Genomic DNA, 14,492 nt, shown 5'->3' with positions numbered 1-14,492 from the left:
CAAGAAAACCAACTGCATGGTGATCTTCATCAACCAGATCCGCATGAAGATCGGCGTGATGTTCGGCAACCCCGAGACCACCACGGGCGGCAATGCGCTCAAATTCTATGCGTCGGTTCGCCTGGACATCCGCCGCATCGGCTCCATCAAAAAAGGCGACGAGGTCGTCGGCAATGAGACGCGGGTCAAGGTCGTCAAAAACAAGGTTGCCCCGCCGTTCAAGCAGGTCGAGTTCGACATCATGTATGGCACCGGGATCTCCCGCGAGGGCGAGATCATCGATCTGGGCGTACAGGCCGGCATCGTCGAAAAGTCCGGTGCCTGGTACAGCTACGAGGGCGACCGCATCGGCCAGGGCAAGGACAACGTCCGCGACTACCTGAAGGAACACGCCGACATGGCGTTCGAGATCGAGAATCGCGTGCGGGAAAAGCTCGGTGTCGTGCCGCGCGCAGGGGCCGTCGCCGCTACGGGCTCGGCGGATGCGTCGGGTGCCACGGCGGAACAGGGCGCCTGACTTGGCTTTTGGGCGCCGCGACGACCTCAGCCTGAAGGCGCGGGCGGTCGCCTACCTGTCGCGGCGCGAGCACTCCCGCCAGGAACTGCAGCGCAAGCTGTCGGCCTATACGGATGATTCGGCCGCGATCGAGGCGGTGCTCGACGAACTGCAGCGCGAGCATTGGCAGTCCGACGGTCGGTATGCGCAGGCCTATGCCCATCGCAAGGCACAGGCCCAGGGAACCCAGCGCATCGTGCAGTCGCTGCGCCAACAGGGCGTGGCGGATGCCGAGCTGGCCGGCCTGCAGCAGCAGTTGCGGGATTCCGAACCCGAGCGGGCCCGCGCGGTCTGGCAGCGGCGGTTCGGTAATGCGCCCACCGATGCGCGCGACTATGCGCGTCAATATCGTTTTCTGGCCGGGCGTGGTTTCTCGGCAGAATGCATCCGGCGAATTCTGGGCGGCAAGTCCGACGACTGATGCGCTACCGGGTGTCGGCGGTGCGGATGCCGGGCAGTGTCTCGAAGCAGATTCGCCGCGCCTGTTCCAGGAATGCCTGTACATAGGGCGTTTCGGCGTCTTCCGCGCGCACGGCAGTGTGCAGCGTGCGCCAGATGCCGTCGCCCAGCCGCAGCACTTTCAGACCCGGAAGATCCCGGTATTCTGCTAGTGCCCAGCTGGGCAGCGCGGCCACGCCGCGGCCGCTGGCCACGAGCTGCACGATCATGGGTGTGAGCTCCGCCGTGCGTATGGCGGCCGGCTCGGCCCCCGCCGGGTCCAGGAACACCGTGAAGACATCCAGCCGGGTCCGGTCCACCGGATAGGTGATCAGAGTTTGATCCGCCAGGTCGGAAGGCTGGACCTGGGCGGCCCGTGCCAGCGGGCTCGCGCGGTTGACTGCCAGCACCAGTTCGTAGGCAAACAGCGCCTGGTAGTGCAGCCCGGCCAGCGGTTCCGGGTCCGAGGTGATCACCACGTCCAGATCACCTCGCGCCAGTGCGGGCAGCGGGGCGAACGAGAAGGCGGCCGTCAGGTCCAGCGTGACTTCAGGCCAGTCCTTGCGAAACGCATCCAGCGTGGGCATCAGCCACTGGAAGCACGAGTGGCAGTCGATGGCGACGTGCAGCCGCCCGGTGCGGCCCGCCGCCAGGCGCCGCAGCTCCAGCTCAGTGGCGCGAATCCGGGGCAGCACGTCTTCGGCCAGCGCCACCAGCCGCAGCCCGGCCGTGGTCAGGCGTGCGGGCCGCGTGCGGCGGTTGAGCAGCGGTGTCCTTAGGCGAACTTCCAGATCGCGCAACTGGTGGGAGAGCGCGGATTGCGTGACGTGCAGTCGCTCGGCCGCTTCCTGAAGGCTGCCACCTTCCCGGATGGCCAGCAGGGTTTCCAGGTGCCGGGTTTCTATCATGAAAATATCTCAAGTAATGAGTGCAGCATTTGATTTCTTGTTCTGGGAGTAGTGGGTCAAAATGGTCGTTATTGAGAGATTCTAATGTAATACAGGTAACATCATGACGATCATTCATAATCTGGGTTTCCCCAGAGTCGGTGCTGCTCGCGAACTCAAGCGCGCCCAGGAGTCGTACTGGGCCGGGAAAATCGATCAAGCGGCACTTCGCGAGACAGGGCGTGAGTTGCGGGCGCGCCACTGGAAGACCCAGGCGAAGGCGGGACTGCAGTGGGTGCCTGTGGGCGACTTTGCCTGGTACGACCACATTCTGGAATGGAGTACGTTGCTGGGGGCCGTGCCAGCGCGCTTCGGTCAGGCCGAAGATGCCCCCGTCGATCTGGACACGCTATTTCGCATGGCCCGTGGGCGCGCGCCCAGCGGCACGCCAGCCGCTGCTTGCGAGATGACGAAGTGGTTCGATACCAATTACCACTACATCGTCCCGGAACTGCATCCGCAGCAGACGTACCGGATTGCGCGCTCCTATCTGTTCGAGCAGGTTGCCGAGGCGCAGGCCCTGGGGTTCAAGGCTCGGCCAGTGATTCCGGGACCATTGACCTGGCTGTGGCTGGGCAAGGGCGACGCCTACGGCGAAGGGGCCGGTGATCCGGCCAAGCTGGTGCTGCTCGAGACCCTGTTGCCGGTCTATGAACAGGTGCTGTCCCGCCTGGCTGGCCAGGGGGTGGACTGGGTGCAGGTCGATGAGCCGCTTCTGACACTGGAGTTGCCGCAGGCCTGGCGCGCGGCGTTCGAGGGTGTCTATCGGCGCCTGGCGGGTTGCGGTGTGAAGCTGCTGCTCACTACCTATTTCGAAGGTCTGGATCTCAATCTGGATGTGGTTCGGTCACTGCCGGTCCAGGGATTGCATGTGGATCTGGTGCGCGCGCCGGGGCAGTTGCCGGCTGTGATGGAGGGCTTGCGGGACGACCAGGTGCTCTCGCTGGGCGTCATCGACGGGCGCAATGTGTGGCGCACGGATCTGGACCGGGTCCGCGCGCAGGTGAAGCAGGCCGCTGCCTTGCTGAAGGACCGCTTGTGGCTGGCGCCTTCATGCTCGCTGCTACATGCGCCCATCGACCTGGATATGGAAACGGGCCTGGACGGCGAACTGCGCAGCTGGCTGTCTTTTGCCGTACAGAAACTGGATGAGCTGCGCCTGTTGCGCGGACTGGTGGACGGGACGTTGGCGGCATCCGATGAACGGGCGCTGGCCGCCGCTCGCCAGGCAATTCGCGACCGTGCGGCTTCCCCGCGTATCCATCGTCGCGACGTGGCCGATCGCTTGGCTTCGGCGGCCGGGATTTCCCGGGATCGGGCGCCGTTTGCGCGACGGATCGAAAGCCAGCACAGGCGCCTGAAGCTGCCGGCCTATCCGACGACCACCATCGGTTCGTTTCCGCAGACGCCGGAGATCCGCACTTTGCGGCGGGATTGGCGCAATGGGTCGCTTGGCGATGCGGCATACGAAAAAGCGATCCGGGCGGAAATCGAGCGCGTCGTCCGCTTTCAAGAGGAAATTGGCCTGGATGTGCTGGTGCACGGCGAGCCTGAGCGCAATGACATGGTCGAGTATTTCGGCGAGCTGCTCGCGGGCTTCGCATTCACCGGCTTCGGGTGGGTCCAGAGCTATGGGTCGCGTTGCGTCAAGCCGCCGTTGATTTTTGGGGATGTTGCGCGCCTTGCGCCGATGACAGTTGCCTGGTCGGCGTACGCGCAGTCGCTGACTGACCGGCCGGTCAAGGGCATGCTGACCGGGCCCGTGACCATTCTGCAGTGGTCATTCGTGCGCGACGACCAGCCGCGTGAGCAGACTTGCCGACAGATTGCGCTGGCCTTGCGCGACGAGGTGCTGGATCTGGAAGCGGCCGGCATCCGGGTGATCCAGATCGATGAACCCGCGTTCCGGGAAGGCTTGCCGCTGCGCCACAGCCAGTGGGCGGCCTATCTGGATTGGGCGGTGGACAGCTTCCGCCTGACGACCAGCGGTGTTCAGGATGACACGCAGATCCACACCCACATGTGCTATTCGGAGTTCAACGACATCATCCAGGCTATCGCGGCGATGGATGCGGATGTGATCACCATCGAGACTTCGCGCTCCAACATGGAGCTGCTCGGGGCCTTCGAGGACTTCGACTACCCCAATGACATTGGGCCGGGGGTCTACGACATCCATTCGCCCAACATTCCAAAGGAAGGCTGGATGGTGGATCTGATGCATCGTGCCGCCCGTCGCGTGCCGGCCGACCGCCTGTGGGTGAATCCCGATTGCGGGCTGAAGACCCGCGGCTGGCCGGAGACGCGCGAGGCGCTGAAGGCCATGGTGCACGCGGCGCACAGCCTGCGCGAAGCTGCATAACATCCGTATTGCGGGTGCCGACGGGTCCGGTTGCCGGGCCCGTCGGCGTTTCCGCCGTCCGGGTTTTGCGTCGTCGGCCGACCAGAGGTCGGGTCGTCGTGCACGCTATAATCGAAAGATTGAACGCATTTTGCCTTTCGACCCCGAATGCCACTGTCCATCATGCCGGCCGGGCTCCTGATCCTGGCTGCGCCGATGTGTCGAAGCGACGCATCGGCCGATTCCTATTTATCTCACTGACAGGTAACTCATGAAAATTCACGAATATCAAGGCAAGGAATTGCTGAAGAAGTTTGGCGTGACGGTCCCGCGAGGCATTCCGGCGTTTTCGGTCGATGAGGCCGTCGAGGCTGCCAAGAAGCTGGGAGGGCCTGTCTGGGTGGTCAAGGCTCAGATTCACGCGGGTGGCCGTGGCAAGGGCGGGGGCGTGAAGCTGGCCCGCTCGATCGATGAAGTCCGCAAGCTCGCCTCGGAAATCCTGGGCATGCAGCTGGTGACGCACCAGACCGGACCGGCGGGCCAGAAAGTCAAGCGCCTGCTGATCGAAGAGGGCGCCGACATCAAGAAGGAATACTACGTCGGGATCGTGACCGACCGTGCCTCACAGAAGGTCTGCGTCATGGCCTCCAGTGAAGGCGGGATGGAAATCGAAGTCGTCGCCGAGAAGTCGCCTGAAAAGATCCTCAAGGTCTTCGTCGACCCGACGACTGGCCTGACCGAGTCCGACGCTGCAGGCCTGGCGCGCGGCATTGGCGTGCCGGAGGCTTCGGTGGCCCGCGCGGCCGCCGAGTTCCAGAAGCTCTACAAGGTCTATTGGGAAACGGACGCCTCGCTGGCCGAGATCAACCCCCTGATCCTGGAAGGCAACGGTGGTATCAAGGCACTGGACGCCAAATTCAATTTCGATGCGAATGCGCTGTTCCGCCATCCGGAAATCATGGCCTACCGTGATCTGGATGAAGAGGATCCCGCGGAAGTCCAGGCAAGCGACTTCGGCCTCGCATACATCCAGCTGGACGGCAACATTGCCTGCCTGGTGAATGGCGCCGGCCTGGCCATGGCGACCATGGACACCATCAAGCTCTATGGCGGGTCTCCGGCGAACTTCCTGGACGTGGGCGGCGGGGCTACCGCCGAGAAAGTGACCGAGGCCTTCAAGATCATGCTGAAGCACAAGAGCGTGAAGGCGATTCTGGTGAACATCTTCGGCGGCATCATGCGCTGCGATGTGATTGCGGAAGGCGTGATCGCGGCCTGCAAGGCGGTGAACCTCAGCGTGCCGCTGGTGGTGCGCATGAAGGGTACCAACGAACAACAGGGCAAGAAGATGCTGGCGGCCTCGGGCCTGCCCATCATCAGTGCCGACACCATGGCTGAAGCCGCGACCGCTGCTGTCGCCGCCGCAAAATAAGCGTCAAGGACTACATAACATGTCGATTCTGATCAACAAGGACACCAAGGTCATTACCCAGGGGATCACGGGCAAGACCGGCCAATACCATACGCACGCCTGCCGCGAATACGCCAACGGGCGCGCCGCCTTCGTTGCCGGGGTGCATCCCAAGAAGGCCGGCCAGGACTTCGAGGGCATTCCCATCTATGGTTCGGTGCAAGATGCCAAGCAGGCCACGGGTGCCACGGTGTCCGTCATCTATGTGCCGCCCGCCGGTGCCGCCGCCGCCATCTGGGAGGCCGTCGAGGCTGACCTGGATTTGGTCATCTGCATCACCGAGGGCATTCCGGTGCGCGACATGCTGGACGTTCGCAATCGCATGCGCGACCAGAACCGCAAGACCTTGCTGCTGGGGCCGAACTGCCCGGGCCTGATCACGCCGGACGAAATCAAGATCGGCATCATGCCGGGCCACATTCACCGCAAGGGTCGTGTCGGCATTGTCAGCCGCTCCGGCACGCTGACTTATGAAGCCGTGGGGCAGGTCACCGAACTGGGCTTGGGCCAGTCGAGCGCGGTCGGCATCGGCGGTGATCCCATCAACGGTCTGAAGCACATCGATATTCTGAAGATGTTCAACGACGACCCGGATACCGACGCTGTCATCATGATCGGCGAAATCGGCGGGCCCGACGAAGTCGATGCCGCGCAGTGGGCCAAGGACCACATGAAGAAGCCGGTGGTGGGCTTCATCGCGGGCGTCACCGCGCCGGCCGGCAAACGCATGGGCCACGCGGGCGCGCTGATTTCTGGCGGGGCGGACACGGCCGAAGCCAAGCTGGCGGTCATGGAAGCCTGCGGCATCCGTACGACGCGCAATCCGTCTGAAATGGGCAAGCTGCTGAAAACCGTGCTGTAATGATTCGAGGCGCTCCGTGCAAGCGGGGCGCCACGGTCGGCAGGCCCGACTTGTGTGCCCACCAACCGGGCGGCGCACCATCGGGCCTTTTTGCGTCCCAAGAGCTGATTCGATATCAGCCCGGTGAATTCATCATGAAACGTCCCACTTTGCTGCAGGGCCTGGTCATCCTGGCCGCGATCGGCCTGCTGCTGCGCCTGATCCTGTCGCTGGTAACCGCATGACCGCCACCCAATCCCCTGAAAGACTTGTGATCGCTACCCGGGCCAGCCGCCTGGCCTTGTGGCAGGCCAGCCACGTGCAGTCCAGGCTGCGGGATCTTTACCCGGACTGCCGTGTCGAACTCCTCGAGATGACGACGCGCGGTGACCAGATTCTGGACCGGACCCTGTCGAAAGTCGGCGGGAAGGGGCTTTTCATCAAGGAACTCGAGACGGCCTTGCTGGATGGCCGTGCAGACCTTGCGGTGCATTCACTCAAGGACGTGCCGGTGGACCTGACGCTGCCTTTCGCGCTGACAGCCATCATGGAACGGGCCGATCCGCACGATGCGCTGGTGTCTAACGTAGTCGACCGCCTGGAGGACTTGCCCGCACACGCGGTGGTGGGGACATCCAGCCTGCGGCGTGAGGCGCAGTTGCGGGCCCGTTTTCCGCAGCTCGTGGTCAAGCCGCTGCGCGGGAACCTGGATACACGTCTGGCCAAGCTGGACCGTGGCGACTATGCGGCCATCGTGCTTGCGGCGGCTGGTTTGCAGCGCCTGGGGCTGGCGAATCGCATTCGCTCGACGCTGCCGCCCGAGCTCAGCCTGCCGGCGGCGGGCCAAGGGGCGCTGGGCATCGAAATCATGGCGGATCGCCGTGATCTTGCCACCTGGCTGCGGCCGTTGGCGAGCGCTTCGACTACTGCCTGCGCTCTGGCAGAGCGGGCGGTTTCCCGCCAGCTGGGGGGATCCTGCCAGGTGCCGCTGGCAGCGTATGCTGTCTTGCAGGACCAGGACCTGTTCTTGCGCGCACTGGTGGCAGAGACGGATGGCTCGCGGGTGTTGCGGGCCGAGGCCCATGGCCGTCCCGGCGAGGCCGAGGCGCTGGGAGAATCCGTCGCCCAGACCCTGCTGGCGCAGGGGGCCGAGGTGATCCTGGCGCGGCTGAGCCAGTCTTCCGACGCCTGAGGGGGACCGTTTGGACCCACAGGCGACTGTTTTTCTGACGCGGCCGGCCGGCCGGAATGAGGCGCTGGCAGGCCGTTTACGGGCTGCGGGTCTGGCGGTCCTGCTGGCGCCCGCTCTGGAGATCCACAGTCTGCCCACGCCGCGCCCGCAGCCTTCAGCCGGCAGTCTGCATCTATTTGTCAGCCGACAGGCGGTGGACGCCTATTTTTCATCGGTCCGGACGTCCTGGCCCACCGGTGCATGGGCAGCCGCCGTGGGCGGGGCGACGGCTCAGGCCCTGCGGGCCTTCGTGCCGGCCAGCCAGGTGCTGGTGCCGGACGAAAATGCCGAGCCCGATTCCGAGTCTCTGTTGGCGCTGATCGACGGCAAGGCGCTGTCGCCGGGTCAGGCGCACATCCTGCGCGCCACACAGGGGCGCGACTGGATGGCCGAGCAACTCCGTTTGCGCGGCTGGTCGGTCAGCTGCCATGCGTTGTATGAGCGGACGCCCGTGGTGCTGGACAGGACCGCCTGTGAGGCGCTGGCCGGGCCGGCGGGCCATGTGCTGCTGGTGACCAGCCTGGAAGCGCTGGACGCCATCGACGGCAGCCTGCGGCACCATCATCTTGCGTGGCCTGCTCGACTCGAGGCGGTCACGCTGCACGCGCGCATGGCGCGGCGTTTACAATGCTGGTACGCGGATCGGCCGGCGGATGCGTTGCACGTCACGCTCAGTGCTCCGGATGATGCTGCGCTGTTTCAAGCTATATTGGCTGCTTCCCGCCTGCTTCACTAGAAGGACCCGACCGTCGCCATGACCGATACCGAGCACAGCACGTCCGCTTCGCCTGCAGAGTCGAAATCCCTGTCGGGCGCGCCCAGCAACGCTGCGACACCGCGGCAGCGGGGCATGCGGACGGCGCTGATCGTTCTGGTCCTGTTGGCGGTGATCCTGGGCGCTGCCTTGTATTACCAGCAGCGGCAATACCAGGCGCTGCACGCGGACCTGCTGCGGCAGCATGATGACAGCGTGCGCCAGGCCGAGGACACTCAGTCCCAGGCGGCCCAGGCCCTGGCTCTGGCCAAGCAGCAGGCGACCCAGCTGGAAGACTTGCGCAATACGCTGAACAGCACGAACAATCAGGTCCAGGATCTGGACCAGGCGCTGCAGATGATGACCGACAGCGGTTCGGATCTGATGCTTCTGAACGACATTGACCGTCTGGTGACCATTGCGCAGCAGCAGTTGGGGCTGGGCGGCAACGTCGCCAATGCCATTGTGTCGCTCGAGGCAGCTCAGGCTCAGCTGGCGCGGGCTAACCGGCCCAGCCTTGCGGCACTGCAGCAAACGCTCAATGGGGACCTGGACCGCCTGCGGGCGGTGGTGACCGTCAATGTCCCGGCCTTGTCAGCCCAGCTCGACGAGCTCTCGGGCCTGGTGGCGAAGGCGCCCCTGCTGGTGCCCGACGCAGCCGCGCAGCCTGCGCCTGAACCCGCTGCCACTGCGTCGTCCCGCGCTGCGGTGCCAGCTCCTGCCGAGACGACCGGCTGGCGTCACGCGCTGTCACGCGCATGGGGCTGGACGCGGAATACGGCCGGTGATCTGACGCACGATCTGCGGGGGCTCTTCGACATTCGACGGGTCGACGATACGGCGGCGCTGCTTATGTCGCCGGATCAGGCCTTGCGATTCCGCGAGGGGCTGAAGCAGCGTGCGGTGACGGCACAGCTTGCGCTCATGATGCATCAACCAAAGATCTGGCAGGCCGAGCTCGCCCAGGTCGCGAAGTCCGTTGATCATCGCTATGACATGCACGCCGAATCGTCCCGACAGGCCCTGAAGCTCGCACGCGATCTGCACGACGCACCGATCGAGGTTCAGCTGCCGAACGTGGACAATACCTTGCAGGCAATTGCGGCGGCGCGGGAAGCCGCCGCAGCCGAAGACTCGCAGCAGGACTCTGGTGGTGACGGTTCCGATCCTGGTAATGACGCCTCGCCGGCTTCGCAGTCGCCCGCAGCGGCTCCGGCCGGCAAAGTCTGAGGGGGTAGGCGATGCGCAGCTGGATCTGGATGCTGATACTGCTGGCGGCGGCCGTGGGTCTGGCGCTGGTGCTGCATGATCATGGCGGCAACGTGCTCATCATCGCGCAGCCATGGCGCATCGAGCTGTCATTGTCTCTAGCGGTCGTCCTGACGCTGGTGGGCTTCATCCTGCTGCACGTTCTGCTGCGCGGTCTGTATTGGCTGGGAAGCAGCCCGGATCGCCTGCGGGCATGGCATGGGCGCCGGGCGCAGCGGCGCGATACTGAGCTTCTGGAAAGCGGCTGGATCAATGTGCTGGAGGGGCGTTACATCCAGGCGGAAAAGGACCTCTCCACGCTGCTGTCGCGCACGCGCTCGGCGGATCGCAAGGTCCTGGCCGGGCTGAGCGCCGCGCGGGCCCTGCATTTGCTGGGCGAGTACACCCGCCGGGACTCGATCCTGAAACGGGCCCAGGAGGGCGCTGGCCAGGACTCCCGCCTGCATCAGGCGGTGGATACGGTCACGGCGGAAATGTTTCTGGACCAGGGGCGGGCCGATGAGGCGCTGGCCTTACTGGAACCCTGGCAGGACGCGTCCTCGCGGTTTTTGCATGGCACGCGCCTGCTGCTGCGTGCGCACCGCCAGCTTGGCCATTCGGCGCGCGTCTATGCTCTGACCCGGCTGCTCCTGCGCCGCAGCGCCATCGACCCGACACAGGCCCACCAGTTCATCTGCGAATCGGTGGCCCAGCGCATGCCCCAGCTCGACGAAGCCGGCTGGAAGTCGATCTGGACCGATCTGACCGCGGGCGAGCGCGTGGATCCACAGGTCGCGCTGGCGGCGGCCCAGGCGCAGGAACGTCTGGGGCATCCCCACGAGTCTGCCCGCATTCTCGAGGCTGCGTTGGGGCGGTCGCTGGACGAGCGCCTGCTGCGCGCCTATTCACATTGCGACACCTCGCAGGCGGCTGACCGTCTGGCACATGCCGAGCTCTGGCTGAAGTCTGCCCCGGATCATCCAGGGCTGCTGGCGGCGCTGGGTCAGCTGTGTCTGGCCGGCCAGCTATGGGGCCAGGGCGAGCACTACCTGAACCGCAGTCTGGCCCTGCGCGAAGACATGCACATCCATGCCTTGCTGGGCAATCTGGATGATGCCATGGGGCGCCATGATCAGGCGCTGGCGCATTGGCGGCGCGCCTGCCTGTCCGCCGACGTGGCCGCGCCCGAAATTCCGCGTCTGCTGCCGGCGGCTGACACCCGGGCGGATCCCCGGTTCGTGGCCGGCGCGGGGCCGGCGTCTGCTGCACCCACGTCGGCGGCCCACCCCGTGGCGGCCAGCGGAGCCTACTTGCATGATGCCACTGAGGACGCGCCCGGTGCCGTGGCGCCACCCCAGAAGCCCCCGGCACCCGCTGCGGGCCGCAGGCCGGCAGCGTCCGATGAAGAATATTTCGATACGGCGCCCATCCCCGGTGTCGACATGTCGCAGACGTCGGAGTCGTCGGCCCCGGGCGACGCCCCGCGCTGACGGCGCGCCGCATCCGCCCGCACTGATTGCAGTTACCTTATCGCATCCTTCCAGAGGAACCTCATGAGTCTAGATCGTGTCCCGGCTGGTACCAAGCTGCCGGAAGAGTTCAATGTCGTGATTGAAATCCCCATGAATGCGGATCCCGTCAAGTACGAGGTGGACAAGGCGAGTGGCGCCGTGTTCGTGGATCGCTTCATGACGACCGCCATGCACTATCCCTACAATTACGGATACATCCCCGAGACCCTGTCCGAGGACGGCGACCCGGTGGACGTGCTGGTGATGACGCCGTTCCCGGTCGCCGTCGGCAGCGTGATCCGTTGCCGTGTGCTGGGTGTGATGAATATGGAAGACGAGGCCGGTAAAGACGCAAAGCTGCTGGCGCGGCCCGTGGACAAGCTCTACCCGGCCTATCGCTCGATCGAATCCACGGCCGATGTTCCGCCAGAGGACCTGGCCCGCGTCCAGCATTTCTTCGAGCACTACAAGGATCTGGAAAAGGGTAAGTGGGTGAAGGTCCAGGGTTGGGCCGGCATCGACGCCGCCAAGCAGGAGATCCTCACCTCCGCAGCGCGGTACGCGAAAGCGCACAAGGCCTGAGGCCAGCGTTCCAAACCTATTTTTTTGTCGTTGCCCCGGCTGAGTCGGCCGGGATGCCTGGAGATCCAGAATGGATGAGACCGTTATTCCCCGTCCTGTCGCCCCGTCCCTGGTGGTGCAGGGATCCAGCGCCCGGTTTCCGGTGCGCCGCATTTATTGTGTGGGCCGAAACTACGCTGATCACGCCCGCGAGATGGGTGATACAGGTCGCGAGCGGCCGTTTTTCTTTGCCAAGCCCGCGGATGCGATTCTCAATGTGGCCGACGGCACTGAAGGCCTGCTGGCTTATCCGTCGGTCACACACAATTTGCACCATGAAGTCGAACTGGTGGTGGCGCTGGGTACCGGCGGACACGATCTGACCGTGGATCAGGCGGCGGCCTGCATCTGGGGCTTTGCCATTGGCCTGGACATGACCCGGCGCGATCTGCAGGCAGAGTCCAAAAAGACCGGCCGGCCCTGGGAAACCGGGAAGGGCTTCGATCACAGCGCACCTATCGGGCCGCTCCATTCAGTCAAGGACACCGGGCTGATGGCCGCCGGCCCCATCACACTGTCGGTCAACGGTCAGATGCGCCAGTCCGGGGATCTGTCCGACATGATCTGGTCGGTTCCCGAGGCGATCGCGGATCTGTCGACGTTCTTTACGCTGCAGCCCGGCGACCTGCTCTTCACCGGGACGCCAGCGGGCGTCGGCGCCGTAGTGGCCGGTGACCACCTGGAAGCGGCCGTCCAGGGGCTGGGCAAGATGCGCATCCGGATCGGTTGAGCAGATTCCCGGCGGGTCAAGACCCGCCGGATGCTTTCGGCCAGCTCGGAATCCACGAATAGCTGGGGGATCGTGCGTCGGGCACACTGGTTCCAACCCTGGAACCTGGAGCCCGGCCATGACTCAGCCCCCACTTTCACACTTGCGTGTCCGCCGTTCCGTCCGCGCGGCTGCCATACCCTACATCTTCACGGCCAGGCTCGCCCGCGTTGCCTCCCAGCGAGGGCAGGCCATGGTGGAATATGTCATCGTCGTGGCGCTGGTCGCCGTGGCGGCCATTGCCGTCTACCAACTCTTCGGTCAGGTGATCCGGTCGCAGACGGCAGCCATGGCGCGCGAGATCGCGGGTGAGGACGGGTCCGAGCAGTCCCGGGCAGCTCAGATGGCTGCGGAGTCCGCAGCGGCACAAACGGCTGCCAAGTCGCTGAAGGCTTTCACCGGCAATGCTGCCGCGGGGCAATGAAGTGGACGCGTGCAGAGCCTCTACCGTTGACCGCCAGTGTGGTCGGCTGGCCGACGCCCAGCGAGGGCATGTGCTGGTCATGGGCATGCTGCTGGCGGCTGTGCTGGCATTGGCCTGGTTGCGCTACTTCGCCACCGGCCAGGTGATTGCCGGTAAAGCGCGGCTGGTGCATGGGCTGGACGCAGCAGCCTATAGCGGTGCACTGGTTCAAGCGCGCACGCTCAATCTTCTGTCCTATGTCAATCGGGCGCAGCTCGCACATCAGCTCGCGATGGCGCACCTGGTCACGCTGGGCAGCTGGGCGCATTTTGGCGGTACGCAGGCCGAGCGGCTGATGCGGGCCAATCCGCCTGCTCACCTGATCGGAATGCTGTTCGGTGCGGATCATGGTCGGGCTTACCTGGCTGCGGCCGGTGCCGTCGGCCTGACCGCACAGGCGGGGCCAGATGGCGGCCTGGGGCGGGCCTGGACGGCGCACGACACCTTCGTGCATGGGCATTTGCGGGATTTGTCGCGTGCCCTGGCCCAGGGCCTGCCGGATGCGCGTGTGGCTGCCATGCAGGCTGTGCTGTCTGCACACTATCCGGAGCTTCCGATCGCATCCTTCGACCTGAAAGTGACGGCAGACGACTGGGATCGTCTGGTGCGGACGCGCCGCCCCGATGCGTCGTTCCAGGCGTTCATGCGACGCCTGGCTGGCTTCTATGCCTTTCTGGGGCCGCGCAACCATACTGCGCGCAACATCTGGGCCGTGGACGCCCGTTGTCCCGGGCTGCGTCATGAGCTCCGGCGCCGGGGGGCCACGGACCTGGATGCTGGCGGCCGCTGGCAATCCGGCGACACGGAGTCGTTCCATGGGCTGCGCTCGAACCGGTGGATCGGTTGCTATTACCGTGAATATCCCATGGGTTGGGCCTGGATGCCGATGGCGGGTGGCGAGGCCGCGCCCGGAGACTATGTGGAGGACGCCCCGGAGAACTTCTCGGAACAGGACTTCTGGCGTTGGGTCCAGGCATCGACTCAGTGGGATCTGGTCGGGGGTCAGGCGAACCCACTGGGAAATTCCTACGCTGTCCGGGACCGACAGGCCTGGGCTTCGGGTGGACTGGCCGCCTACGAAGATGTGGCCGCAGGCATGGGTGCAGAAGCCGTCTCCGGTTTCGTGGTGGAGCTTGCACTGCCAGGCCCCGAAGGCCAGCTCCTGCATGCTCGCAGCGCTGCGGAAACTCATTTCGTGCGGCCTGCGCAGCGCCCGGATGGTCTGCACGAGACTCCAAATCTGTTCCATCCCTACTGGCATGCCCGACTTGCGCCAGGGTTGGCCCCCTGAACAGGAGCGT

The 14,492-nt window shown here is 65.1% G+C and carries 13 protein-coding genes and 1 pseudogene; 13 read left to right on the top strand and 1 reads right to left on the bottom strand.

Annotated features, from left to right (window positions below; translation table 11 throughout):
* A pseudogene (recA, locus tag EPN31_RS02350) lies at positions 1–517 on the top strand (recombinase RecA); the annotation flags it as partial.
* A gap of 1 nt (position 518) precedes the next feature.
* Positions 519–977, top strand: coding sequence for a recombination regulator RecX (gene recX / locus EPN31_RS02345; protein ID WP_291768930.1), 459 nt, complete (start codon positions 519–521; stop codon positions 975–977).
* Positions 978–981: 4 nt separating this feature from the next.
* Here recX and EPN31_RS02340 read toward each other — a convergent pair whose 3' ends face one another.
* Positions 982–1,902, bottom strand: coding sequence for a LysR family transcriptional regulator (locus EPN31_RS02340; RefSeq protein WP_291768927.1), 921 nt, complete (start codon positions 1,900–1,902; stop codon positions 982–984).
* 103 nt (positions 1,903–2,005) lie between these two features.
* On the opposite strand from EPN31_RS02340, the gene metE reads away from it, so the two are divergent.
* The 11 genes from metE to EPN31_RS02285 all read left to right on the top strand — a co-directional run bounded on the left by metE (position 2,006) and on the right by EPN31_RS02285 (position 14,482).
* A complete protein-coding gene (gene metE, locus EPN31_RS02335) occupies positions 2,006–4,303 on the top strand; it encodes a 5-methyltetrahydropteroyltriglutamate--homocysteine S-methyltransferase (protein WP_291768925.1) in 2,298 nt (765 codons plus the stop codon).
* 250 nt (positions 4,304–4,553) lie between these two features.
* Complete coding sequence (gene sucC / locus EPN31_RS02330) at positions 4,554–5,714, top strand: ADP-forming succinate--CoA ligase subunit beta (RefSeq protein WP_291768922.1); 1,161 nt, start codon at positions 4,554–4,556, stop codon at positions 5,712–5,714.
* A 19-nt stretch (positions 5,715–5,733) separates the two neighbouring features.
* On the top strand, positions 5,734–6,615 hold the full coding sequence (gene sucD, locus EPN31_RS02325) for a succinate--CoA ligase subunit alpha (RefSeq protein ID WP_291768919.1): 882 nt from the start codon (positions 5,734–5,736) through the stop codon (positions 6,613–6,615).
* Between the two features lie 220 nt (positions 6,616–6,835).
* Positions 6,836–7,786 (top strand): hydroxymethylbilane synthase, encoded by a 951-nt coding sequence (hemC, locus tag EPN31_RS02320; RefSeq protein ID WP_291768916.1) that lies wholly within the window; start codon positions 6,836–6,838, stop codon positions 7,784–7,786.
* Positions 7,787–7,796: 10 nt separating this feature from the next.
* On the top strand, positions 7,797–8,561 hold the full coding sequence (locus EPN31_RS02315) for a uroporphyrinogen-III synthase (protein WP_291768913.1): 765 nt from the start codon (positions 7,797–7,799) through the stop codon (positions 8,559–8,561).
* Positions 8,562–8,579: 18 nt separating this feature from the next.
* Entirely contained in the window at positions 8,580–9,809 is a 1,230-nt protein-coding gene (locus EPN31_RS02310; protein ID WP_291768911.1) for a uroporphyrinogen-III C-methyltransferase, read from the top strand.
* A gap of 11 nt (positions 9,810–9,820) precedes the next feature.
* On the top strand, positions 9,821–11,317 hold the full coding sequence (locus EPN31_RS02305; protein ID WP_291768908.1) for a heme biosynthesis HemY N-terminal domain-containing protein: 1,497 nt from the start codon (positions 9,821–9,823) through the stop codon (positions 11,315–11,317).
* A gap of 63 nt (positions 11,318–11,380) precedes the next feature.
* The gene (gene ppa / locus EPN31_RS02300; RefSeq protein ID WP_291768905.1) at positions 11,381–11,920 is read left to right on the top strand and encodes an inorganic diphosphatase; all 540 of its coding nucleotides are present in this window, start codon (positions 11,381–11,383) and stop codon (positions 11,918–11,920) included.
* Positions 11,921–11,990: 70 nt separating this feature from the next.
* A complete protein-coding gene (locus tag EPN31_RS02295; protein WP_291768903.1) occupies positions 11,991–12,689 on the top strand; it encodes a fumarylacetoacetate hydrolase family protein in 699 nt (232 codons plus the stop codon).
* Positions 12,690–12,921: 232 nt separating this feature from the next.
* A complete protein-coding gene (locus EPN31_RS02290; protein ID WP_291768945.1) occupies positions 12,922–13,152 on the top strand; it encodes a hypothetical protein in 231 nt (76 codons plus the stop codon).
* A gap of 1 nt (position 13,153) precedes the next feature.
* Complete coding sequence (locus tag EPN31_RS02285) at positions 13,154–14,482, top strand: hypothetical protein (protein ID WP_291768901.1); 1,329 nt, start codon at positions 13,154–13,156, stop codon at positions 14,480–14,482.
* The last annotated feature ends 10 nt before the right edge of the window (positions 14,483–14,492 follow it).

The sequence above is a fragment of the Castellaniella sp. genome, from assembly GCF_004321985.1.
Classification (GTDB): domain Bacteria; phylum Pseudomonadota; class Gammaproteobacteria; order Burkholderiales; family Burkholderiaceae_B; genus Castellaniella.
Note: the sequence above shows the minus strand (reverse complement) of the source record. Positions and strands in the feature narration are given on the sequence as shown.

Coding starts and splice junctions, on each gene's coding strand:
- EPN31_RS02340 (WP_291768927.1), bottom strand. CDS start 1,902: ATGATAGAAACCCGGCACCTGGAAACCCTGCTGGCCATCCGGGAAGGT.
- metE (WP_291768925.1), top strand. CDS start 2,006: ATGACGATCATTCATAATCTGGGTTTCCCCAGAGTCGGTGCTGCTCGC.
- sucC (WP_291768922.1), top strand. CDS start 4,554: ATGAAAATTCACGAATATCAAGGCAAGGAATTGCTGAAGAAGTTTGGC.
- sucD (WP_291768919.1), top strand. CDS start 5,734: ATGTCGATTCTGATCAACAAGGACACCAAGGTCATTACCCAGGGGATC.
- hemC (WP_291768916.1), top strand. CDS start 6,836: ATGACCGCCACCCAATCCCCTGAAAGACTTGTGATCGCTACCCGGGCC.
- EPN31_RS02310 (WP_291768911.1), top strand. CDS start 8,580: ATGACCGATACCGAGCACAGCACGTCCGCTTCGCCTGCAGAGTCGAAA.
- EPN31_RS02305 (WP_291768908.1), top strand. CDS start 9,821: ATGCGCAGCTGGATCTGGATGCTGATACTGCTGGCGGCGGCCGTGGGT.
- ppa (WP_291768905.1), top strand. CDS start 11,381: ATGAGTCTAGATCGTGTCCCGGCTGGTACCAAGCTGCCGGAAGAGTTC.
- EPN31_RS02295 (WP_291768903.1), top strand. CDS start 11,991: ATGGATGAGACCGTTATTCCCCGTCCTGTCGCCCCGTCCCTGGTGGTG.
- EPN31_RS02290 (WP_291768945.1), top strand. CDS start 12,922: ATGGTGGAATATGTCATCGTCGTGGCGCTGGTCGCCGTGGCGGCCATT.